Genomic DNA, 20,559 nt, shown 5'->3' with positions numbered 1-20,559 from the left:
GGGCCGGTCCGCCGCGCGGGCGGACGTCCGCCGTGTCAGACGGCGGCAGGCAGCTCTGCGGCGAAGTCGCGGACGGCGCGCTCCCAGCGCTCCGGGTCCTCGTTCCACTCGAGCGTGTGCGGTGCCGTGCGGAACGTCACCGTGGTGGCGCCCTGCCGCGCGGCGACGGCGGCGACGTCGTCGGCCGCGACCAGGGCGTCGGCCTCGGAGTGGATCAGCAGCGTCGGCGTCGACGAGTCCTGCCAGGTGGTCGTCGTGACGGGGGTCGGGGCCCCGGCGAGCCGCGACAGCACGTTCGTGGTCGCGATGCGGGCGGCGACGGTGCCGACGAAGGTGGGCAGGCGCGCCCCACGGACGGCCCCGCGGAGTGCCGAGGCGACGTCGAGCAGGGGCGAGACCGCCACGAGGCCGTCGACGTCGACACGTGCGGCGGCGACGGAGCAGGCGAGCGCACCGGCGGACCAGCCCTGCAGCACGACGCGCTGGGCACCGCGGGCCCGGGCGGCGCCGACGGCGGCGACGATGCGGTCCGCTGCCCCGGCGTCGAGGGAGCGGAGGGGCAGGTCGGTGGTGTCGACGACCTCGGACGAGGCGCCGAGCGAACGCCAGACGCCGACACCGCGCAGGACCTGGCGCGGGCCGAGGGACTGGCCGTGCACGTGGACCACGTGGGTCGTGGCGGCCTCGGGCTCGGTGCCGGGCACGTCGTCCGGTCCGTCGTACCGCAGGGCGTCCCAGGCCCACGCACCGGTCGCCACGGGGGCGGTGACGCTGCGGCGGACGGTGTCGCCGTCGCTACCGGCTCCGGTCGCCGTGCTCGCGGTGGTGATCGGGCCGACCTGCACCCGGGTGTCGTCGCGCTGCAGGTCGTAGGTGCCCGGCAGGCGGGTGTCGCGGGTGGCGGTCAGCTCGACCTCGGTGTCCGTGGCGCTGCGGACCGTCGCGGTCGCCGTGTACGGCGTCGGGAACAGCAGCCGCCGTGCGACGAAGGCACCGAGTCCGAGCGTGCCGACCGCTCCTGCCGCGGTACCGAGTGCCGTGATGCGTGCGCCGGTCATGTGATCTCCCTGAGTCGTGCCGTGGTGAGCGTCGCAGCGGCCGGGACGTCCTGCCCGGCCTCGCGCGCGCGGTCTTCGATCTCGACGGACAGTCGGTGCTGCCGACTCCGCCACTGGCGACGCTGCCACACGATCGTGAAGTAGAGCCCGGTGTTGCCCGATGCCGTCTCGAGCCGCCGGAGCTCTGGCTCGAGCACCCGGAACCGGCGTCGGGCGGCCCGCCAGTCGCGGAATTCCCGTGCGGCGTCGGGCAGGACGCCGCCGGCCGCGCCGATGGCGAGCAGGACCATGGAGCCGAGGAACACCGGGGTGTAGAGCGTCGACAGGACCCCGACCGCACCGTCGGCGCAGGCGACGTGCACGGCGTCGAGGGCGATCGCGATGCCGGCGAGCAGCACGAGGCCGGCGGCACCGACGACGAAGAGCCAGTACAGGCGGCCGAGCCCGTCGCCGCTCCGGAACCCGCGCAGCACGGCGACGGCCGACCGGGCGATCACGATGGCGATGTAGGTCATCTCGACCGCCGAGTACAGCGCGGTCGGCAGCTGGTCGCCGTAGGCCACCATGAACTGCGCCGTGGGGTTCGGCGCGTCGATGAAGCTGAACAGCACGACCAGGGCGACGAGCACGAGCACGCAGCCGATGATGCGGCTGGCGCGCAGGAGCTTGGCGGAGCGTGCTGCGGCCTCGACCGACTGCGCGAGGGCGAACATGCCGCACACCATCAGGCAGCGGCCGATCAGGTCGGCGATGTTCGGCACGTGCGTCACACCGGCGAGGAACGTCGTGACGTCGGGCTGGTTGATCGTGAGTCCGACGGCGACGCAGCTGCAGCAGACCATCAGCCAGGTGACGCTCGCCGACTGGGTGCGCACCAGGAGCAGCCGGGCGACCAGCACCGCCAGGATCAGCCAGACCGGGATCGATCCCCAGACGTGCAGCGTCACCGCGTCACCGGAAGATCCCGGGCTGGCCCTCGGGGTCGAGCAGCCCGATCCGCAGCGCGAGCTGGTCGGCGACGAGCTCGACGGCCTGCTCGTGCGGGGTGTCCAGCGAGCGGGTGAACGCCGTCCGGCCGCTGAGCAGCCCCGTGTACGCCTGGTGGTCGCAGCCGGTGTCGTCCATGAACACGTGGGCGAGCTCGTGCAGCACGCACGCCACCCGGGAGCGCTCGGACAGCCCGGGGCGGGTCTCGAGCAGGGCGTGGTCGGTGCGCTGGATGAGCCGCGCGGACAGGTCGCCCGGCAGCTCCGTGGTGCGCACGTGGATCGGTTTGCCGAGCGCCGCCTCGGCACGGGCGGTCAGCTCCGGCAGGGACAGCCGACGGGGGAGCCCGAGGCGCTGCACGCGGCGACGGGCCTCGGTCTGCCGACGCAGGGCGTCGAAGCGGTCGCGGTACCCGCTCACGGGGTGCCGCCCGATTCGTCCAGGCGACGCAGGTGGTCGGTGAAGTCGCGGATCTCGTCCGCCGAGGCGAACTCGCCCAGACGCCGGGTGGCGAACGCGACGACCTCGCGCTTGCGGAGTTCGAGCACGAGCTCCAGCTGCGCCTGCACCCGCTCCGGCACGTCCGTGTTGCCGGCCGCGTCGGTCAGGTACTCCGCCGGCACGCCGAAGTAGGTCGCCAGGGCGGCCAGGAGTCGCTGGTCTCGGACGGCCGGACCGTTGCCGCCGAGCATGTAACCCCAGCGCGGTCGACTCATCGACGCACCCTGCGTCTCGATCTCGGCGGCGATCTCCTTGTACGGGGGTCGCTGGCCCGAGTTGGCCTCGACGACGTCCATCAGGAGCTGCAGTTTGCGCGACAGTTCCCGACGGTGTGCGTCGTCGTCGTTGTACTCGATCACGTGTCCCCACTCTCACATCTGTCTCAGACATGATAAAACTGATCCAGCGCGTCGGCCGGTGTCACCACTCTGCCAGGCTCGCGCTCGCTCGTCAGGTCGGCATTTCGATGGGGGGATGCCGAACGGGGGACGAACGAACGGGAGGCGCGGTGCCAGCTGGCACCGCGCCTCCCGTCCGTCGTGTGGTGCGGACTACGCCTGCACGTCGCCGCGCCAGCCCGACTGGGTCGGTGCGTTCTCGACGCGCTCCTTGTAGTTCTGCAGGTCCTTCTTGACGGCGTGGCCGCCGACGCCCACGGCGGAGCCGAGCTTCTCGAGGATGCCGGAGGGCTCCCAGTCGATCTGCACGGTGACACGGGTCTCGGCGTCGGAGAGCTTGTGGAAGGTGACGACGCCGGCGTGGTCGGTCTCGCCGTCCTTCACGGTCCAGGCGACACGCTCGTCGGGGTGCTGCTCCGTGATGAGGGCCCGGAACTCGCGCTCCTGGCCGGCGATCTTCACGGTCCAGTCGGTGGTCTTGTCGTCCACCTGGACGATCTTCTCGACCTCGTCGAGGAAGTGCGGGAACTCCTCGAAACGGGTCCACTGGTCGTAGGCCTGGCGGACGGGGACGTTGACGTCGACGGTTTCGATGATCTGAGGCATGCACCGGACGGTAGGCCGATCGACCTGGGCGGCACTCAGCAGCGCTGTCCCCCTGCGACCCCGGTAGTGTGAGGCGGATGACAGAGCACGGCAAGCACGCGTTCCACGAGCGCGACGACCACGGGATCCTCGTGCGTCCGGCGCTCGCCTCGGACGTCCCGCACATCCAGCGGCTCATCGCCCCCTACGTCGACCGGCGCATCCTGCTCGGCAAGGAGAACGTCGCCCTGTACGGCTCGATCCAGCAGTTCCGGATCGCCGAGGGGCCCGACGGCACGCCCATCGGGTGCGGCGCGCTCGCGGTGTTCTGGGACGACATCGCCGAGGTGCGCACGCTCGCCCTCGACGAGCAGTGGATCCACAAGCGCGTCGGCCACCGGATGCTCGAGGCGCTCGAGCACGACGCCCGTGAACTCGGCGTCGCCCGGATCTTCTGCCTGACCTTCGAGGTCGACTTCTTCGCGAAGCACGGGTACCTGGAGATCGGCGAGAGCGTCGTCTCACCGGACGTCTACGCCGAACTGGTCCGCTCGTCGGACGAAGGGGTCGCGGAGTTCCTCGACCTCGCCCGGGTCAAGCCGAACACCCTCGGCAACACCCGCATGCTGAAGAACCTCTGACGCTTTCTCGTGCCGCCCGGCGGGGTGGCCGTGTGCGGCCCGCACCGTTGTCTACCCTGTGCGCATGTCGTCGTTGCGTCACCCCGTCGGGCCCGAGAAGCCGGTCGTCTACTGGCGCCGCCGGGCGCTCGTGCTCGGGGCGCTGCTGGTCGTCGTCCTGGTCGTGGTGCTCATCGTCGTCGGGCGGGGGAGCGGGGCCACCTCGGCGGCGCCGAGTGCGTCGGCGTCTGCCGGGTCTGGTGCCGATGCATCGTCTGCCGGTTCTGGGTCCGGTTCCGGGTCCTCGCGGTCTGCTGCGCCGAAGCCGTCGGCTTCCGCCTCGGCTTCTGCGTCGAAGCCCGCAGCTGCCGACGGTTCGACCTGCACGAAGGACCAGATCGTCCTGACCCCGGTGCTCGACAAGTCGGCCTACGGCCCCACCGAGGACCCGAAGATCGCGATGTCGATCAAGAACTCCGGCACGAACTCCTGCCACCTGGACCTCGGATCGGCGCAGCAGGTGCTGACCATCAGCTCGGGCCAGGAGCAGTACTGGTCGTCGAAGGACTGCCAGACCGGCGGCACGAACCAGGACGTCACGATCAAGTCGGGTCAGACGCTCACGACACCGGCGATCGCCTGGGACCGCACCCGCTCGTCCACGTCGACGTGCGACTCGTCACGGCCGGCGGTCACCGCGGGAGGCGCGAGCTACCACCTGCAGGTCGCCGTCGGGAACCTCGAGTCGAAGAGCTCGGTGCAGTTCATCCTGCAGTAGGCGGCGGGTGCGCGGTTCGCGGTTCCGATCCGCTACGGCTGGGCTGTGCCGAGCAGAGGTGCCGGAAACAGCAACAGGCCCCGTCGTCCGAAGACGACGGGGCCTGTTCAAGCTGATGTGATCAGCCGAGGACGGTGATGTTCTCCGCCTGCGGGCCCTTGCGGCCCTCGGTGATGTCGAACTCCACCTTCTGGTTCTCCTCGAGCGACTTGTAGCCGTTGCCAGCAATCGCAGAGAAGTGCGCGAAGACGTCAGCGCTGCCGTCGTCCGGGGCGATGAAGCCGAAGCCCTTTTCGTTGTTGAACCACTTGACGGTACCGGTAGATGCCATGATGGCGTTTCCTTAGCTTTCTTGCTTCCGCCAAGGTGCAGATGCACCGACGGAGACCCCGACGTACGTCGACGGGGGTGATGCGCCACGCGGGCAGGTGCCGGCGGGACGGGTTCGGGGCCAGGCCTGTCGGCCAGTGACCCTGGGGCCCGGGTTGAGGGGCAAACCACCTCGCCCGGACGTTGAGCGCCGCCGAAGCGGTTCCATCAGGCTAGCGTGCTCTGGGCCGACTGGCTACCCGTGCGTCACGGAACGACGAAAATCTGGTGGAATTGAGCTGATGGCAGACAAGGAACAGCGCTTCCGGAGCGAACAGCTCGAGGAAGCCCTCGCGAAGCAGGACGTCGCTGCGGTGGCGTTCGCGCTCCGCCACGACATCGTGATCGTCCCCCGACTCGTCACCGGCAAGAAGGACATGCAGGTGCGGGTGTTCGGCCGTGAGGGGTCGGACAAGCGCATCCTGCTGCTGTTCTCGTCGGCGGACGCCTACACGGCGATGGTGCCGGACGAGAAGATCCGGCAGGTCATGGTCTACGACGGGCCGCGGCTCGAGGAGTTCCTGGCTGCCCACCTCGACATGCTCGAGGGCGTGTTCTTCGACATCGCCGGCCCGCACACGATGCAGGCCGCGCCGGCGGACCTGCTGGCCGCTTTGCGCGCGTAGCGCCTCAGAACGCGCGGTCGAGCTCGCGTTCGCGCGGTGACTGCGTCATCGAGAACGCCACACGCAGGGCCTCGCGCAGGTGCCCGGAGTCCGAGCCGAGCACGGTCGTGAACCCGAGGCGGGTGGCCTCGTTCACGCGCTGCTTCGTGCCCGTGGCCGGACGGATCTCGCCGGCGAGGCTGATCTCCCCGACGGCCGCGAGCGTGTGCGGGTACGGACGGTCTCGTGCGGCGCTCGCGAGGGCCAGTGCGATCGCCAGGTCGGCGCCGGGCTCCGTGAGCTTCATGCCGCCCACCGTGGACACGTAGACGTCGGCGTCGGACAGCTTGAGGCCGGCGCGGCGTTCGAGCACCGCCAGCAGCATCGCGACACGGGAGGCATCGACACCGTTCACGACCCGGCGTGGCTGTGGCGCTGAGCTCGGGACGATGAGGGCCTGCACCTCGACCGGCAGCGCCCGACGCCCCTCGAGTGCGACGGTGACGCAGGTGCCGGACACCGGGGTGGCGTTCTTCGACATGAAGAGGCCGCTCGGGTCGGGGACCTCGTGGATGCCGTCGCCGCCCATGTCGAAGCACCCGACCTCGTCGGTGGGGCCGAAGCGGTTCTTGAGCGCCCGGACGAAGCGCAGTGCCGTCTGCCGGTCGCCCTCGAAGTGGCAGACCACGTCGACCAGGTGCTCCAGGAGCCGCGGGCCGGCGATCGTGCCGTCCTTCGTGACGTGGCCGACGATGAGGACGGGCAGGGCGCGGTCCTTCGCGATGCGGATCAGGGTCGAGGCGACCTCGCGCACCTGGGACGTGCCACCCGCGATGCCGTCGATCGAGCTCGACGAGATGGTCTGCACGGAGTCGGCGATGAGCAGGTCGGGCTGGACCTGGTCGATCTGGCCGATGATCACGCCGAGGTCGACCTCGCTCGCCAGGTACAGGTCGTCGTGCATCGCACCGGTGCGTTCGGCACGGAGTCGGACCTGGTCGACGGACTCTTCGGCGCTGACGTAGAGGACGCGCTTGCCCGAGGCTGCGGCTCGGGAGGCGACCTCGAGCAGCAGGGTCGACTTGCCGACACCGGGCTCGCCGCTCAGCAGGACCGCCGCGCCCGGCACAACGCCGCCGCCGAGGACACGGTCGAACTCGCCGATGCCGGTCTGCCAGCGCTGCACGGAGGTGCCGCGGGCTTCGGTGATCGGTCGCGCGGCGCGGGCACCGGTGACGGCGACCGCTGACGTGCCCCGGGTGCTCGCTGACGCCGCGGAGCTGTCCTCGACGGTTCCCCAGGTCTGGCACTCACCGCACCGGCCGACCCACTTGATGCTGGTCCAGCCGCACTCGGTGCAACGGTAGAGGGACTGCGGGCGCGCCATGTCGTCGAGGCTAGGCCGTACGGCCGACATCACCGGCGTGGTCGCCCGGCTCGTCTGGTCCGCTTGGTTCGTCCGACCGGTCTCGTTCGTCGGGCACCGGGATCGACCCGGTCATCCGGTGGCGCAGGCGCTCGACCGGCCCCGGACCCTGGCGCGAGGCGTGGTCGAGCGCTTCGGCGCCGTCGGTGTCCTGCTCGGCGCGGGCGTTCGCCACCGCCCCGGCTTCGCGGCCGAGGTTCTCTGCCTCGCGCACGGACAGGTAGTGCCGGATCGCCGCCACCGTGTCGACCCGCGCGTCGACCGCGGGCTCGAAGGCGCTCGCCCAGACCTCGTAGCCGCGGTCGTTCGGGTGGAACAGGTCGCCGTAGCTGTTGAAGAAGGTGCGGCGGACCCCGACGCGCTTCGTGATCGTGTGCAGCGGCGCCACCGTCAGCCCGAACTCGTCGGCCACCCGGTGCACGATCTCGTTCGCCACCGCCACCTTGCGCTCCCGGTCCGGCACGAACATGCACGGCAGCTCGGCCACCACGGCGTGCGAGGGCACCGCGCCGTAGATCGCCCGGATGTTGCGCTCGAACTTGTCCGGGTCGAAGTCGGCGATGTCGTTCGCCCCGATCGACACCGTGCAGACGTCGGGCGCGTAGTGCCGGAGCTTCGGCAGCTGGTCACGCTTCGCGCCCCACGTGGTCGAGCCGGAGACGCTGAGGTTCACCACCCGTACCGACATGTGGGAACGGTGCCGGATGCGCCGTGCGAGCAGCCCCACGTAACCGCGGCCAGGTGCGGTCGCACCGACGCCCTGCGCTGCCGAGTCACCGATCGCCACGTAGAGCAGCTGCCCCTCGTGCTGCTGTCGTTCGCGCCACCAGTCGGCGTGGATCGGGAGCATGTCGACGACCCGCTGCGCCGCTGCCCGTTGGCCCTTCACACCGGCGCGGGCACCGACGGCTGCGGCACCGACGACGCCGAGGCTGCCGACGACGGAGGTGAGGAGTGCGATGAGCGTGCGGGATCTCATGCCGTGGACGGTACGCCCGCCGGTCTTGCCGGAGACGAGGAGGACCTGTGGGTGTGGGGAGAGCCCTGCAGGCGACCCCCTGTGGAGGGCGACCCGGCCCGGGGTGTCATCACGGGCCTCCCAGATCGTGTAAACTCTTTCCCGGTACCGTGTCCGAGCGGCCGAAGGATCATGTCTCGAAAACATGTGTGGGGGCAACTCCACCGTGGGTTCAAATCCCACCGGTACCGCCAACGCAAAGAGCCCCAGATCCCCGTCACAACAGGGATCTGGGGCTCTTTCGTTTGCAATCGTGCACGTGCCAGTAACCGAGCGGTAACGGGTCAACCGCGAGGTTCGGTGAGCAACTGCCGGACTCGGCTGCAGATCGGTCGATTCGTTGGACATGGTGCCAGCCACGAACCATGAGTCTGCTGCGGTGTGGCCTAGAGGCTCGATTCGGCGGCTTTGCCTTCGCGCGCCTCCCCGTGCCGCGCTGTCTCCCCGCTTGCGCCTGGTGCACCGGTATCGTCAACTCGCTGCCACGACCGGCGTCCCCGTGTTCTTCGCCGACCGTTCCAGCCCATGGCAGCCCGGCGCGAACGAGAACTTCACCGGGCTCCTCCGGCAGTACTTCCCCAAGGGCACGAACCTTGCCCTCCACAGCAGCAGCCGCATCACTGCCCTCCAGCTACCCTGAAACCAGTCCTAAATCGACCATCTGTTGCGTCGACCATCAGAATCCGCCGAATCGTCACCGGGCACATCGCCGGGCGGGTCTATTGAGACACTGAGAACTCTGGATCCTGGCGGGCTCCAGAAACGGCCGCACGTGTCCGATAGCCGATCGGCCAACGGGCACTGGGAGGACTCCTCAAAGCACTGGGACCTAGGTATCCACTTCCGCGACTTCATGAGTCGAGGTCACATACAATCAGCGTATGGTCACCGGCGATCCCAAGCATGTCTTCATCTCGTACGTCAAGGAAGACACCCCTGCAGTGGAGGCGCTCTGCCGGGTACTGGACCGCGCTGGAGTGCCGTATTGGCGTGATCGTCGTGCACTGGCACCGGGGGATGCGTGGAAGACAAAGATCCGCGATGCGATCCGGTCTGAGTCCTTGGTGTTCCTTGCGTGCTTCTCAACGACGTCGGTGGCGAAGCCGAAGTCGTACATGAATGAGGAGCTCACGCTCGCCACCGAAGAGTTCCGCATGCGTCCGCCAGGCGCGACTTGGTTGATCCCTGCCCGGCTGGATGAGGTCGAAATCCCGGATTGGGATCTCGGCGGCGGCCGGACGTTGGGCGACCTGAACTACACCAGCTTGTTCGGGGAAGACTATGCAGCTGAGGCGGCGGCCCTCGTGATGCGAATGAGTTCTGTGCTCGGCATTACTGGCACGAGTGCCGCACAGTCAGCGGAAGCAGTCGCTGGCGCCGCAGCTGAGCAGCGGCCGCTCCTGATGCGTCGTGCGACCAAGGAGATGTTGCACGACTCGAGCAAGCGGATCGAGCTTGATGATCTGGTGTTGCAAGAGACTCGACGCATCGTGAGTGCGATCAATGACCCTTCAGTCATGCCGCTGAGTACCACCGGGGCTACGGAGGGCGAGCAGATTCAGCTCCTGGTGCGCCGCGCTGATGACCTCGTCGCGCTCGTCGAACCCTTGTGTTGGTCGGCTCAAGTCGCCGCGAGATGGTCTAACAGTGACGGCTTCACCGCGTGGGGCAGCGCGCTCCGCACGCTCACAGCGGAAGCCGCTGCGCTGGCTTCTGGTCGGTCCAATTTGATCGCGCTGCGCTCATTGCCAGCGCTGTGCTTGTTCACGACCGCCGCGATCGCGGCGCACGCCGCTGGGCGGTGGGACGTGGTTCGCGACCTAACCACGTTGCAGATCGACGCCAGTAACGGGCGTCCAGACGCGCTGTTGAACGTGCTCGGCCCATGGACGCCGTTCGACAACTCGGACTTCCTCCCGAACCTCCTATCCCGGCGCATCGGCACAGACCAGGACTCGGCCGCTCTCGCTACGGGAATCGGAAATGGCAGCATCCCGAGGAAGTACACGCCCGTGAGTGACTGGCTATTGGAACTCTTGCGACCGGCCCTGAGCGACCAGTTTGCGACCGGATCAGAGTACGAGCGCGGTTTCAACGACGCCGAGCTCTTCCTCGGAGTGCTCTCGCAGGACCTCATCTCCCATAGCGACAGCACGTGGCGGCAGAACTCAGCGTGGCTAGGGCGATACACGTGGATCGATCGCCACAGCCGGCAAGACGTCGTCGACGAGCTCGAAAGCGTGATCCGGTCTGCCGGAGAAGCGTGGCGGCCGCTGCAGGTGGGATTGTTCGGCGGCGACCTCGATCGGGCCCTTGAAGCGGTAGCTGATTTCAGCGTGGACTTCAAAGAGTCCCAGCGCCGACGACTCTGACCTCGATCATCGACTCGAAGCCGAAAGCTGGCGTATGCTCAGATTATGAGTTCATGGTCTCTCCGCTTCGGCGTCCCCACTGATGCGGCGGAGCTGTTGCAGCTCGAACGCACGTACTTCCCCGCCGTCGCAAGACAGACTCATGCCGGCTACCTGTTCGCAGATCCGGAGCTTTCCACGTTGACGCTCACGGAGCACCTTGCCGCCCCGGTGAGGTCATTCACGATCGTCGCGGAAGGCGACGGTAAGGTTGTCGGCTTCGCGATGGCGGCGCCATGGTCCTTCCCTGGCACCGGTGAGTTGGACCCATCCGACATGGTGCTGCAATACGTCGCTGTTGATTCGGAACACCGACGTCAAGGAATCGCTTCGGCTTTGATAGCCGAGATTACTGCGCGAGCGACCAGTGCTCGCCAGAACGCGCTTGTGGCGCATATTCCAGAGGCCTCGGCAGATTTCTATCGATCTATCGGGTGGGAAGTGCTGTCCCCTCAGCACGGATTTGCATGGGTCCCCTTCCAGGCTCATCTTCGTGCCGATGTCGCGGATCCGGAACTTGGCTACCCGTTGATGGCGTCGAAGGTGCTACGACCGCGAGCTATCCGCACCACGTTCGGTTTCCCGGTGGTCTCCGGGCGGCCGACCTTCGACGCTGCAACCACCCTGCTGGCCTTTGTCGAATCGGGTGAGATCGACTCACGCGACCTGGACGACGAGACAAATTCCATGATCGATATGGCTCGAATGGGCACGCCGCCTGAGTCGGTGCTTCGCTTCTTCGAGAACATGGGGCGACGCAGCCGGAACTCCTAACCCAACGAGGCCTTGGGTGCGCTGATTGGCACCTACTAGCGGATCGGCTATTGAGAGGCCCCGATAGTGAGCAGGGCGACCTCGACCCATGCACGGGAAGGCATGTCGGGGTTGTAGCTCTCGTGGAGCTGCTGCTCGAGGAGCTGGGGAGTGATGAGCGCCTCGTGCTACTTGCCGTACCAGTCGGGGATCACTGACCCTTCCTCCGCATCTTGCTGATACGTGCGACCAGTCGTCGGATCGTCAATCACGAGCCGGGCCTGCAGATCAATGTTTGGTCTGCCGCCGTTGTGCAGAATGCGGTGCACGCGGCCCCGGCCGCTGAAGCGCATGACCTCTACTTCACCGACAACATCGTCCGAAACATGTACAACTACAGCCATTTCGAGCGCTTCGCCAGGCTTGTCCCGGAACTCCATCCATGTCGGCACACGTGGGAGGAGTTCCAACTGGCGGGTGCGCGGCAGGACGGGATGACCGGACTGTGCGACGACTCGAGCGAGAGCGTGCTCGACCTGCCAGCCAACCTGCCGCAGAAAGTAGTCCTGCAGCGGCATGTCGATTGTGCTAAACAGATCGTTTGTGACGAGGAAGTCGTGATACTCGGTGCTGAGGTGAGCTCCCCCTGTATTCGCCATCAGGGTCACGAATTGGCTCCAGGATTGCCGCCGCTTCTGGGAACTGGGTGCGACAACCGACACGGCTTCTACCCAAGCGGTGAACGGCATCCATCGTGGAGCCTGACCCTGCCCCGGTGCCGCCACTTCACTCGCGGGGAGGTTCCCGAATGAGAAAACGAGGCCCCGAGGGGCGGCAGCTATCCCGGCTGGCTCTTCCGACACGAGCACGTCAGGTAGCTGGACTTGAGCGGCAGTGGCCAACCGTGCCATGCCCCGGTTGCCCGGGTTTGTCGAGTCGATCAGAATGCGGAGAACTGTTGCAAGTTCCTCACTGGCGCCCAGTTCCCGGGCCTCGACGGCGGTCAGTGCCCGCCCCAGTCGGGCGAGGAGCGCGGGCCCCTGACGTGCAATCTCCTCCGGCGTGCGTCTGATGGGCATGAAGCGATCCTCGCACCTCTCGATGGTCGTTGGTTCAAGTGCAATTGTCGGCGGCGTCAGGCGTCGACGGTGGTGCCGAGGCTGATCCACCCGTCGGAGATCGACTCCAGGTAGGCCTTCAGGGCGGCGGCGTAGTTCGGTCCGGACGCTTCGTGCGGTCGGATCTCGGTCGACCGGGCGACTGCGCGGACGGTGATGTTCCCGTGCCGCGGATGAGCTCTGCGTGTTCGTCGGCACGACGTCGTACCCGCGGCGAGCTCGAGGCCGTCGACGGCGCGGGCCCGGGCGGTGCTCTGGTCGTCTGCGTGGCCGTCGGCGTTGGAGGACCTGGACGGCACCCGCGTCGGTGCGGTCTGCGTGTTCGACCCCGCTCCACGCGATGCGGGCACCGTGGAACTCGACCTCCTGCGCGACTTCGCCGTCCTGGCGCGCGACACCCTGCGCCGCACGGCGCGGGCTGATCGACGGGCGGGAGGGGCGGGATCGGGTACCCCCGCCCCTCCCGCCCGTGACGGGTCGACCGACGGACTGGAGGCGCGGTGCCAGCCCGCACCGCGCCTCCAGTCCGTCTCGTCAGCCGTCCCAGGCACGTGACCGGCCAGACGGGGGAGGCGAAGGCCCCGGTTTCGCGGCGTCGCTGTTGCACCCGGCGGCGTCCGTGGTGAGCAACAGCAGCGAGTACGGCGGCGGTTCACGCACCTGCCACTTCCGGTTCACGGGGCTGCGCCACGCTTCTGCTCTGTGTCACCGAGTCGTGTGACCACGCCCCGAGTGGAGAGAACGCCATGCGCCGGATCCTGATCGCTGTTCCGAGACGTCGGGCCCGCACGGTGCTGGGGGTCCTGGCGGTGGCGTGCGCCGTGTCCTTGATCGCTCCGGCGGGAGCGTCCGCGGCGACATCGCGGACCGCGCCGCGTCCAGGGGCCTACGGGTACTTCGTGGACACCTACAAGACGAACACCCCTGCCGCCACGACGCCGGAGACGAACGCCGCGACCGGGGTGCTGTCGCAGTTCGGCAACCTGTGGAGCCCGGGATCGTCGTGGGACAACGGGGTCGCAACCAGTGCCGCAGCGCAGCGGATCCTGGACTCGAACATCGCGCAGGCAGCGCGGACCACGCAGACCCGCACGGATGCGCAGGGGCACGAGGCGTACCTGATCGACCGACGGAACCAGAGCTACTCGGCCATCGCGGGGTTCGGTGACCTGTCCGACGCGGTGCGGACCGCGACGAACGCCGGCACGACGATCCCCGACGAGATTCCGGCGGATGCCACGACGAAGCAGTACGTCGACCAGGGCAACGCGAAGGGGTCGTGGGCGGACACCGATTCGGAACTCGGCGACGTCGTCCAGCTGGTGAACACGCTGCGTGGCGACTACTCCTCGGCCAGCAACGCGAAGAAGTACTACCAGTACGCGCGGCCGTACCGGCAGAGCCAGGACGTCAAGGTGCTGCCGCAGCTCGTCCCCGAGGAGTCCCCGACGCCCGCCACCGACGGCGGGTTCCCCAGCGGACACACCAACGCCGGCTACCTGGCCTCTCTGGCGTTCGCGTACGCGTACCCGGAGAAGTACACCGAGCTCCTCGCCAACGGCTCGGAGATCGGCAACAGTCGGATCGTCGCGGGGATGCACTCACCGCTCGACGTCATGGGCGGTCGGGTCCTGGCGACTGCGCTGGCAGCGGCCGTCCTGGACGACCCGGCCAACACGCAGCTCGAGCAGCAGGCGCACCAGCAGGCGGAGAAGGTGCTCGCCGCTGCCAGCCCCAGCGCGGTCGATCGGTATGCGGACTACGCAGCGGACAAGAAGGACTACCGCGGGCGTCTGACGTACGGGTTCACGCGGACCGGCACGAAGACGATCCCGGCCACGGTGCCGAAGGGTGCCGAGGCGCTCCTGCGGACCCGCCTGCCGTACCTCAGCGACGACCAGATCCGGGAGGTGCTCCGGACGACCGCGCTGCCGTCGGGCTACCCCCTGCTGGACGACGCGGAAGGGTGGGGGCGACTCGACCTCTTCTCGGCAGCGTCCGGCTACGGAGCCTTCGACAGCGCGGTGACGGTCTCGATGGACGCCGCCGAGAAGGGACTCGACGCCGCCGACACCTGGCGCAACAACATCGGCGGGAACGGGTCACTGACCAAGCGGGGGACCGGCACCCTCACCCTCGCCGGCTCGAACCGCTACACCGGCGGTACCGTCGTCCGCGGTGGGACGCTGATCGCGGACTCCGCTGCTGCCCTGGGCAAGGGGTCGGTGACCACTGTCTCCGGCACGCTCGCCGAGGCCAGCACGAGGGTGATCCGCATCGGCGGCAACCTGACGCAGCGCTCGCACGCCGCACTGTCGCTGAGTGTCTCCGGACCCCGTCCTGCCCTGCGCGTCGAGGGCACGGCGTCGTTCGGCGGAACGCTGCGGGTGCACGTCGCCAAGGGCGCGGCCGTGGCGAACGACCTGGTCCTGATCACGGCGGACCGGATCGCGAAGGGTTCGAGCTTCAGCAGGGTCCGCGTCGCCGGCCTGCCCGCCGGGTACAAGCCCGTGGTGGAGCGCCACGGCAACGAACTGCACCTCGTCAACGCCAACGCGACGAAGCCCGGCCACGGCCGGGGCCACGGCGCCGCCTGAAGCGGAGCGCGTCAGGTCGTCTCCGAGTGCGTACGCCTGGCTCACGCTGGTCGGTGGGGCCCTGGCCTACAGCGTCTGGTTCCGAGGCGCACGGGCGCTGCCGTCAGCCCGGATGGCGTTGTTGGGCGTCCTCAGCCCGTTGACCGCTGCGGTGCTCGGGTGGGTCGTCCTCGGCCAGGCGCTGTCAGCGCTGCAGATCGTCGGCTTCGTCGTCGCGCTCCTCGGTTCTCTCGGCGGGCAGCTCGGACGAGCGGTGTCTCGGGGGCCTTCTTCCGAGCCGCTCAGCCGTAGATCGAGTCCGGGATCTCCGGGCAGGCGGTGACGAGCTCGTAGTACTGGGACTGCGGCAGATCGACCGACCGGTACGGCGACCACGCCCCGTCGCTGTCGACGAACTCCTGCTCGCTCGGGCCACGCTCCACCGAGATGCCGTGGTCCTGCAGGCACTTCGTGAGCTCGCCCGTGGAGTAGCGGTAGAGCCACTCCAGCTGGGACTCGTTGAAGGCCGTCTGGTACTTCGCGGCCATGGGGTACTCGGCCCCGCACGTGTACTCAGCGACCGCGAACGCCTCGGACCGTGCGTCCGGGACCTGCCCGGAGGCGAGGCTCGCGTCGGGCATCGCCTTCGCCTGCGGGAACCCCGCGGCGCTCATGCAGCGTTCCTGCGTCGGGGCCCAGTCGGCGTGCGAGACGGTCCGGACGCGGCCGACCGCCGGCCGCTCGAGCCCTGGATGGCGTGACGAGACCAGCTGCCACGCCTGGTCGGCATTCGCGTCGAGGATGGTCTCCGCTCGCGCCGCGCTCAGCGCATCGGGCTCCGGCCCGGAGGCAGCCCCAGGCGTGGCACATGCGGACACCCCGGTGACCACTGCGATGCAGACCACGCCCGCCGCTGCGGTGAGGAGCTGATGGTTTCGTCGTCGCAAGTGTCCCCCTGGAGCTGCGATCGTCAGAACTGCCGGTTCGCCACATCCGCCCGGTGCGACACCGCCAGTATGTCCCGCAGCCGCTCCGCCGGCAACGGTGCTCCCCGATCCGCCAGGTAGTACGCCGCGAACCCCTCGGCACTCGCCGCGTAGATCCCCGTGTACGCCCCGGACTCCGGCTCGAAGCGCCACGAGTCGGCCAGGGTGCCGGCGTCCACGGTGTCGAACCCGAGCAGCTGCACGAGCTCGGCGACGACGGCCTTGGCCTGCTCGTCGTCGCCCGCGATCGGCAGTGCGGTGCGGGGCGTGGAGCCGGCGAGGTTCGGGATGTGGTGCGCGACGATGTTGTTGAACGCCTTGACGATCCGCGTGCCGGGCAGGAGCGTCTGCTCGTACTCCGCCGTGGTCGTCGCGAGGGTGTCGAGCTGCTCGATCCGGCCGTCGCGACCGGGGTAGTAGTTGCCCGTCGACAGCACGGTCCGCCCGGCGAAGGCGTCGAGGTCGGGGGCGAGTGCCGGGTAGGCGGTGAGCGGGATCGCGAGGACGGGCACGTCGCCGAACTCGACGGCCTGGCGCACGGTGCCGGCCTGGGCGCGCGGGCCGAGCTCGGCGACGAGGTCCTGCAGCGACTCGGGGCCGCGCGAGTTCGCGATGAGGACGTCGAGGTCGGCGGCGACGGCCAGGCGTGCGATCGCGGTGCCGATGGCGCCGCTGCCGATGATGCCGATGCGGTTCATGTGGTGCCCTTTCAAGGAGGTGGACGTCAAGGAAGAAGCGGGGCTTCCCAGCCCCGCCGCGACAGGGCGGAGAGCGCGGCGGACGACGAGTCGTCGGCCATCGCGGCACCCCGGACCCAGCTGGTCGCCAACGCCGCGAGGAACAGGTCCCGCGCGCGGACGTCGGCACGCGCACGACCGGAACGCTGCGCGGCGCGGAGGAACTCGTCCGTGGTGGTGATGAACCCCTGGCAGGTCAGGGCGAGCGGCGACGAGTCGGACGAGGCGGCGGCACGGAGCGGTTCGGGCAGTCCGTCGAACGTGCCCGCCCACTCGGTGACGGCGTCGAGCCAGCCGTGCAGGGCGTCGGCGGCGTCGACGGAGCCGTCGCGCAGGGCTTCGCGACGGGCCACCAGGTGCTCGTCGCGCGCGGCGAGGAGCTCGGCGAGCAGGGCCTCGCGCGTGGGGAAGTGCCGGTACAGGGTGCCGGCGCCGACGCCGGCCTGCTTGGCGATCGCGTCGAGCGAGCCGGTGACGCCGTGCTCGGTGAACGCCCGCTCCGCGACCCGCAGGATGTGGTCCCGGTTCCGCAGCGCGTCAGCGCGCGCGGGACGCGGCGAGTGCAGTGAACGCGGTGCGCGCCCGGCGGGAGCGGTCTGCTCGGGCATGGCGGGCCTCCAGGCTGTGGCGTCGAGTACCGGAGAGGCTCTCCGGAACAACCACAGTACAGGAGACCCTCTCCGTTTCGTCGCGGAAGCGCGACGCCCGGGCGTCAGGACTCCTCGGCAGCCTCCGCCGCGTCCGCCAGGTCCGACCGCGTGTTCGCGTGGATCGGCTCGCTGTGCCCGAAGGTCTTCGCGGCGGCGCGCAGCCGTCCGACGAACTCCCCGTTGTCCATCTCGAGTTCGTCCTCTTCCGCGTCCTCGATGACGATCTCGCTCGAGGGTCCGATGAGGATCTTCGTGGTGGTCATCGTCCCGTCGTCGGCGACGGCGGGCACGTCGACGGTGTCCGCTCGGTCCCCGCCTGCGAGGGCCGCGGCGTACTCGATCACGGCGTCGGCGACGTCGTCACCGACCAGGATCGTGGTGGCGTCGTAGTGGATGTGCTTCATCGCGTACTCCTTCCCGGACCCATACAAACGGGCGGCGCGGGAACCGGCTTCAGGATGACCGCTGCACGCGGTGGTCCGGGGCCGGGGACTCCAGGGCGTTCCACACGTCGCCCCAGATCAGCTCGAAGTCGACGGGGCGGATGCGGTCGGCCCGGAGCGCCTGCTCCAGGATCGACAGCGCGTCCAGGGAGCCGGTGAGCAGGCGTTCGTCGCCGTGGACCTCGCGGCGGCCGTCGCCCAGGAACGTCGTCACGGTGACGGACCGCACCCGCGGTCGCAGCGTGCGGGTGGCGCGGGCGAGGACCGCGAAGCCGCCGCCGTAGACGAGCAGCGCGGTGGTCGTGCCGACGGCGGGGACCGAGACGGCGAGCACCAGGGCGGCGAGGGCGACGACCGCCCCGACGGCCGGCCAGACGTGCCAGGCACGCAGCAGCAGGCGCTCGCCGGTGGTCGTGCCGGGCGGGAACACGACGAGGGTCCGCGAGCTCCACAGCGTCCGCCCGACGGGGCGGATCGTGTACCGGCCCCACAGGTGGGTGCCGTCGAGCAGCCGGGTGCGGACCGGCAGCGCGACGGTCATCGATCCGCCGGCGCGAGTTCGGTGCGCACCGGCGCGAGTTCCGCCCGGACCGGCTCGAGTTCCGCCCGGACCGGCTCGACGACGTCGCGGTGCCGGACGGTCGCCAGGCACGGGAAGCAGACCAGGTCGCCTTCGCGGACGTCGGCGGGCAACGGAGCCGGGAGGCGGTGGAACGGACCGTCGGCCTGACCGTCACAGCGGGTGACGACGTACATCGGGGAGAGGGGAGCGGTGCTCCGGCGTCCGATCAGGCGCACCTGGTCGAGCACGGCGCAGGTCGGCAGGACCGCGTCCAGTTCCAGGAGCACCACCCCGGTGCGCGGCCGCCGCACACGGGTGACCGACGCGACGGCGACGCTCACGTCGCGGGGCGCCCAGCCGCGCGGGCGGTACCGGGGCGGGGACTGCTCGGCGGTGTGCACGGTCGGGGTGCCGGTGAGGTCGGCGAGCCGGACCATCGAGATCGCCGAGACCAGCAGGTCGTCGGTGGTCGCGACGGTGTGGGCCGGCCAGAGGAACGGGTCCATCGGATCGGGGAGCGACGCGCGGAGCGTCGGCATGATCGCAGTCAGTGTCACGACCTCACGCTCTCGCGCGCTCGAGCAGCGCGGAAGGCCTCCTGACGGAACCCCTACGGCCGGCGCCGGAGTCCTGACGGAGCGCTCACCGGCGGGTGGCCGAGCGAAGTGCCGCGGTCCACCCGAGCGAGATCACGCCGGCGCCGATCACGGTCTTCACCACACCACCGAGGACGAACGGGTAGAGCCCGTACTGCAGGGTCTGCTGCAGGTCGAGGCCGAGTGCCACCGCGAGCCAGGCCATCCCGGCGACGAAGGTGACGACGGTGCCGAGGGCGAAGGACAGCAGCGCGTTCCGCAGCGGGCGGTCGCCGAAGCGTTCGGCGACCCAACCGACCAGGGCCGCGGCGGCGACGAAGCCGACGATGTACCCGCCGGAGGGGCCGACGAGCACGCCGACCCCGGCCGAACCGTCCGCGAAGACCGGCAGCCCGACGACGCCGAGCAGCGCGTAGACGAGCATCGACAGGGCACCGCGACGGGCACCGAGGGCACTGCCGACGAGCAGCACGGCCAGGGTCTGCCCGGTGATCGGGACGGGCCAGATCGGCACGGACACCTGCGCGGCACCGGCGGTCAGCAGCGCGCCGCCGAGGACCAGGGCGGTGCTGACGACGGCGGTGCGGGGGAGCAGGGCATCGGCGAGCGGACGGTGTGCGGCGAGGGTGATCGTGGTCATGGTGACTCCTTGCAGAGGGGAGAGGGAGGGTCAGACCGCGACGGCGGCCAGCAGGGACTCGGCGTCGCGCCGGGCCCCCTCCACGGCGGCGGTGTCGAGGCCGCAGGCGCGCAGGCAGGTCGCGACGAGGGCATCGCGGTCGGCGTCCTGCACGGGGCCGGACCGGCGGAGCTGGATGACGGTCTCGGTGATCTGGATGAGCACCGCACCGAGGCGCGACGGCGCGACACCGGCGGCGACGTCCGGGGTAGCGGCGCGCGAGCCGAGGCGCCCGTAGGCCTCCTGCAGTTCGACGCGCTCGGCCCGGAACCCGTCGTAGCGCTCACCCTGCACCTCGGGCAGCAGGTAGAGCGTGCCGATGTTGTGCGGCGTGCGGGCGAGGGTGTCCACGTCGGCGACGACCAGCGCGGCGAGGGCCCCTGCTGCCGAGGCCGACTCCGGCACGAGCTGCTCGAGACCGCGGACCAGGTCGAGGCTCGGGCGCACCGAGGTCGTGAGCAGCTCGACGAGCATGTCGTCCTTGCCGGCGAAGTGGTAGTACAGCGAGGCCTGCCGGATCCCGACCCGTTCGGCGATCGCCCGGGTCGAGGTCGCGCTGATGCCGTTCTCGACGAACAGCGCGGCGGCGGCGTCGAGGATCTGGTCGCGCGGGCTCAGCGCGGAGTCGGCGTTCGGCACGACCCGCGGTCGGCCGGGGCGCACGGGCCGGTCGTCGGGGGTCATGCCCCCATCCTGACAGCCG

24 protein-coding genes, 1 tRNA gene and 2 pseudogenes are annotated in these 20,559 nt (G+C 69.6%); 9 read left to right on the top strand and 18 right to left on the bottom strand.

Features of this window, described 5'->3' with window-relative positions; genetic code table 11:
- Positions 1–35: 35 nt before the first annotated feature.
- The 5 genes from HP445_RS12325 to HP445_RS12305 form a co-directional block, all read right to left on the bottom strand.
- A complete protein-coding gene (locus tag HP445_RS12325; RefSeq protein WP_128780249.1) occupies positions 36–1,058 on the bottom strand; it encodes an alpha/beta fold hydrolase in 1,023 nt (340 codons plus the stop codon).
- Positions 1,055–2,005, bottom strand: coding sequence for a hypothetical protein (locus HP445_RS12320; RefSeq protein ID WP_128780248.1), 951 nt, complete (start codon positions 2,003–2,005; stop codon positions 1,055–1,057). Before HP445_RS12320 ends, HP445_RS12325 begins: the two co-directional genes overlap by 4 nt.
- A 4-nt stretch (positions 2,006–2,009) precedes the next feature.
- A complete protein-coding gene (locus tag HP445_RS12315) occupies positions 2,010–2,465 on the bottom strand; it encodes a hypothetical protein (RefSeq protein ID WP_111024020.1) in 456 nt (151 codons plus the stop codon).
- A complete protein-coding gene (locus HP445_RS12310; RefSeq protein ID WP_111054751.1) occupies positions 2,462–2,905 on the bottom strand; it encodes a hypothetical protein in 444 nt (147 codons plus the stop codon). Before HP445_RS12310 ends, HP445_RS12315 begins: the two co-directional genes overlap by 4 nt.
- Positions 2,906–3,097: 192 nt before the next feature.
- Positions 3,098–3,550, bottom strand: coding sequence for an SRPBCC family protein (locus tag HP445_RS12305; protein ID WP_128780247.1), 453 nt, complete (start codon positions 3,548–3,550; stop codon positions 3,098–3,100).
- Between the two features lie 77 nt (positions 3,551–3,627).
- Here HP445_RS12305 and HP445_RS12300 point away from each other — a divergent pair, with 77 nt between their 5' ends.
- Both HP445_RS12300 and HP445_RS12295 read left to right on the top strand, forming a co-directional pair.
- Positions 3,628–4,170 (top strand): amino-acid N-acetyltransferase, encoded by a 543-nt coding sequence (locus HP445_RS12300; RefSeq protein ID WP_071245253.1) that lies wholly within the window; start codon positions 3,628–3,630, stop codon positions 4,168–4,170.
- 64 nt (positions 4,171–4,234) lie between these two features.
- Complete coding sequence (locus tag HP445_RS12295) at positions 4,235–4,927, top strand: hypothetical protein (RefSeq protein WP_111024021.1); 693 nt, start codon at positions 4,235–4,237, stop codon at positions 4,925–4,927.
- 121 nt (positions 4,928–5,048) lie between these two features.
- Here HP445_RS12295 and cspE read toward each other — a convergent pair whose 3' ends face one another.
- Entirely contained in the window at positions 5,049–5,258 is a 210-nt protein-coding gene (cspE, locus tag HP445_RS12290; RefSeq protein ID WP_017887662.1) for a transcription antiterminator/RNA stability regulator CspE, read from the bottom strand.
- Between the two features lie 280 nt (positions 5,259–5,538).
- Between cspE and HP445_RS12285 the strand changes: the two genes are divergently transcribed.
- Positions 5,539–5,922, top strand: a complete 384-nt coding sequence (locus HP445_RS12285) for an SseB family protein (protein ID WP_017887661.1) — start codon at positions 5,539–5,541, stop codon at positions 5,920–5,922.
- Between the two features lie 4 nt (positions 5,923–5,926).
- Here the strand turns inward: HP445_RS12285 and radA are convergent, their stop codons facing one another.
- Together radA and HP445_RS12275 are read right to left on the bottom strand one after the other, a co-directional pair.
- Positions 5,927–7,288 (bottom strand): DNA repair protein RadA, encoded by a 1,362-nt coding sequence (gene radA, locus HP445_RS12280; protein ID WP_027467076.1) that lies wholly within the window; start codon positions 7,286–7,288, stop codon positions 5,927–5,929.
- Between the two features lie 10 nt (positions 7,289–7,298).
- A complete protein-coding gene (locus tag HP445_RS12275) occupies positions 7,299–8,306 on the bottom strand; it encodes an SGNH/GDSL hydrolase family protein (RefSeq protein WP_128780246.1) in 1,008 nt (335 codons plus the stop codon).
- Positions 8,307–8,449: 143 nt separating this feature from the next.
- Between HP445_RS12275 and HP445_RS12270 the strand changes: the two genes are divergently transcribed.
- The 4 genes and pseudogenes from HP445_RS12270 (at position 8,450) to HP445_RS12260 (ending at position 11,530) form a co-directional block, all read left to right on the top strand.
- Positions 8,450–8,539: transfer RNA gene (locus tag HP445_RS12270), tRNA-Ser, on the top strand.
- 296 nt (positions 8,540–8,835) lie between these two features.
- Positions 8,836–8,958 (top strand): annotated as a pseudogene (locus tag HP445_RS19310) (IS30 family transposase); the annotation flags it as partial.
- 268 nt (positions 8,959–9,226) lie between these two features.
- On the top strand, positions 9,227–10,717 hold the full coding sequence (locus HP445_RS12265) for a toll/interleukin-1 receptor domain-containing protein (RefSeq protein WP_128780245.1): 1,491 nt from the start codon (positions 9,227–9,229) through the stop codon (positions 10,715–10,717).
- Between the two features lie 45 nt (positions 10,718–10,762).
- Positions 10,763–11,530 carry a GNAT family N-acetyltransferase gene (locus HP445_RS12260; RefSeq protein ID WP_128780244.1) on the top strand — a complete coding sequence of 256 codons (768 nt, stop codon included), beginning with the start codon at positions 10,763–10,765 and terminating at the stop codon, positions 11,528–11,530.
- A gap of 167 nt (positions 11,531–11,697) precedes the next feature.
- On the opposite strand, the gene HP445_RS12255 is transcribed toward HP445_RS12260, so the two are convergent.
- Positions 11,698–12,588 (bottom strand): hypothetical protein, encoded by an 891-nt coding sequence (locus tag HP445_RS12255; RefSeq protein ID WP_128780243.1) that lies wholly within the window; start codon positions 12,586–12,588, stop codon positions 11,698–11,700.
- A gap of 56 nt (positions 12,589–12,644) precedes the next feature.
- Complete coding sequence (locus tag HP445_RS12250; protein WP_128780242.1) at positions 12,645–12,977, bottom strand: hypothetical protein; 333 nt, start codon at positions 12,975–12,977, stop codon at positions 12,645–12,647.
- A gap of 549 nt (positions 12,978–13,526) precedes the next feature.
- On the opposite strand from HP445_RS12250, the gene HP445_RS12245 reads away from it, so the two are divergent.
- On the top strand, positions 13,527–15,224 hold the full coding sequence (locus tag HP445_RS12245; protein WP_128780241.1) for an acid phosphatase: 1,698 nt from the start codon (positions 13,527–13,529) through the stop codon (positions 15,222–15,224).
- Positions 15,225–15,264: 40 nt separating this feature from the next.
- Positions 15,265–15,546: pseudogene (locus tag HP445_RS12240) on the top strand (EamA family transporter); the annotation flags it as partial.
- Here the strand turns inward: HP445_RS12240 and HP445_RS12235 are convergent.
- From HP445_RS12235 to HP445_RS12200, 8 genes are all read right to left on the bottom strand, one after another.
- Positions 15,506–15,877: a hypothetical protein gene (locus tag HP445_RS12235; RefSeq protein ID WP_175330814.1), complete on the bottom strand. Its 372-nt coding sequence runs from the start codon at positions 15,875–15,877 to the stop codon at positions 15,506–15,508. The pseudogene HP445_RS12240 and the gene HP445_RS12235 sit on opposite strands and share 41 nt — an antisense overlap.
- A 296-nt stretch (positions 15,878–16,173) precedes the next feature.
- Entirely contained in the window at positions 16,174–16,887 is a 714-nt protein-coding gene (locus HP445_RS12230; RefSeq protein WP_128780239.1) for an NADPH-dependent F420 reductase, read from the bottom strand.
- A 26-nt stretch (positions 16,888–16,913) separates the two neighbouring features.
- Entirely contained in the window at positions 16,914–17,534 is a 621-nt protein-coding gene (locus tag HP445_RS12225) for a TetR/AcrR family transcriptional regulator (RefSeq protein WP_128780238.1), read from the bottom strand.
- A 104-nt stretch (positions 17,535–17,638) separates the two neighbouring features.
- On the bottom strand, positions 17,639–17,980 hold the full coding sequence (locus tag HP445_RS12220; protein ID WP_071404752.1) for a hypothetical protein: 342 nt from the start codon (positions 17,978–17,980) through the stop codon (positions 17,639–17,641).
- A gap of 49 nt (positions 17,981–18,029) precedes the next feature.
- A complete protein-coding gene (locus HP445_RS12215) occupies positions 18,030–18,560 on the bottom strand; it encodes a DUF6611 family protein (RefSeq protein WP_128780237.1) in 531 nt (176 codons plus the stop codon).
- Positions 18,557–19,138, bottom strand: a complete 582-nt coding sequence (locus HP445_RS12210) for a hypothetical protein (RefSeq protein ID WP_128780236.1) — start codon at positions 19,136–19,138, stop codon at positions 18,557–18,559. Before HP445_RS12210 ends, HP445_RS12215 begins: the two co-directional genes overlap by 4 nt.
- 85 nt (positions 19,139–19,223) lie before the next feature.
- Positions 19,224–19,817, bottom strand: a complete 594-nt coding sequence (locus tag HP445_RS12205; protein ID WP_128780235.1) for a biotin transporter BioY — start codon at positions 19,815–19,817, stop codon at positions 19,224–19,226.
- A 30-nt stretch (positions 19,818–19,847) separates the two neighbouring features.
- Positions 19,848–20,540 (bottom strand): TetR/AcrR family transcriptional regulator, encoded by a 693-nt coding sequence (locus HP445_RS12200; protein WP_128780234.1) that lies wholly within the window; start codon positions 20,538–20,540, stop codon positions 19,848–19,850.
- Positions 20,541–20,559: the final 19 nt, after the last annotated feature.

The sequence above is a fragment of the Curtobacterium flaccumfaciens genome (genome assembly GCF_013359815.1).
Taxonomy (GTDB): Bacteria; Actinomycetota; Actinomycetes; order Actinomycetales; family Microbacteriaceae; genus Curtobacterium; species Curtobacterium flaccumfaciens.
Note: the sequence above shows the minus strand (reverse complement) of the source record. Positions and strands in the feature narration are given on the sequence as shown.

Coding starts and splice junctions, on each gene's coding strand:
- HP445_RS12325 (WP_128780249.1), bottom strand. CDS start 1,058: ATGACCGGCGCACGCATCACGGCACTCGGTACCGCGGCAGGAGCGGTC.
- HP445_RS12305 (WP_128780247.1), bottom strand. CDS start 3,550: ATGCCTCAGATCATCGAAACCGTCGACGTCAACGTCCCCGTCCGCCAG.
- HP445_RS12300 (WP_071245253.1), top strand. CDS start 3,628: ATGACAGAGCACGGCAAGCACGCGTTCCACGAGCGCGACGACCACGGG.
- HP445_RS12295 (WP_111024021.1), top strand. CDS start 4,235: ATGTCGTCGTTGCGTCACCCCGTCGGGCCCGAGAAGCCGGTCGTCTAC.
- cspE (WP_017887662.1), bottom strand. CDS start 5,258: ATGGCATCTACCGGTACCGTCAAGTGGTTCAACAACGAAAAGGGCTTC.
- HP445_RS12285 (WP_017887661.1), top strand. CDS start 5,539: ATGGCAGACAAGGAACAGCGCTTCCGGAGCGAACAGCTCGAGGAAGCC.
- radA (WP_027467076.1), bottom strand. CDS start 7,288: ATGGCGCGCCCGCAGTCCCTCTACCGTTGCACCGAGTGCGGCTGGACC.
- HP445_RS12275 (WP_128780246.1), bottom strand. CDS start 8,306: ATGAGATCCCGCACGCTCATCGCACTCCTCACCTCCGTCGTCGGCAGC.
- HP445_RS12265 (WP_128780245.1), top strand. CDS start 9,227: ATGGTCACCGGCGATCCCAAGCATGTCTTCATCTCGTACGTCAAGGAA.
- HP445_RS12260 (WP_128780244.1), top strand. CDS start 10,763: ATGAGTTCATGGTCTCTCCGCTTCGGCGTCCCCACTGATGCGGCGGAG.
- HP445_RS12255 (WP_128780243.1), bottom strand. CDS start 12,588: ATGCCCATCAGACGCACGCCGGAGGAGATTGCACGTCAGGGGCCCGCG.
- HP445_RS12235 (WP_175330814.1), bottom strand. CDS start 15,877: ATGAGCGCCGCGGGGTTCCCGCAGGCGAAGGCGATGCCCGACGCGAGC.
- HP445_RS12230 (WP_128780239.1), bottom strand. CDS start 16,887: ATGAACCGCATCGGCATCATCGGCAGCGGCGCCATCGGCACCGCGATC.
- HP445_RS12225 (WP_128780238.1), bottom strand. CDS start 17,534: ATGCCCGAGCAGACCGCTCCCGCCGGGCGCGCACCGCGTTCACTGCAC.
- HP445_RS12220 (WP_071404752.1), bottom strand. CDS start 17,980: ATGAAGCACATCCACTACGACGCCACCACGATCCTGGTCGGTGACGAC.
- HP445_RS12215 (WP_128780237.1), bottom strand. CDS start 18,560: ATGACCGTCGCGCTGCCGGTCCGCACCCGGCTGCTCGACGGCACCCAC.
- HP445_RS12205 (WP_128780235.1), bottom strand. CDS start 19,817: ATGACCACGATCACCCTCGCCGCACACCGTCCGCTCGCCGATGCCCTG.
- HP445_RS12200 (WP_128780234.1), bottom strand. CDS start 20,540: ATGACCCCCGACGACCGGCCCGTGCGCCCCGGCCGACCGCGGGTCGTG.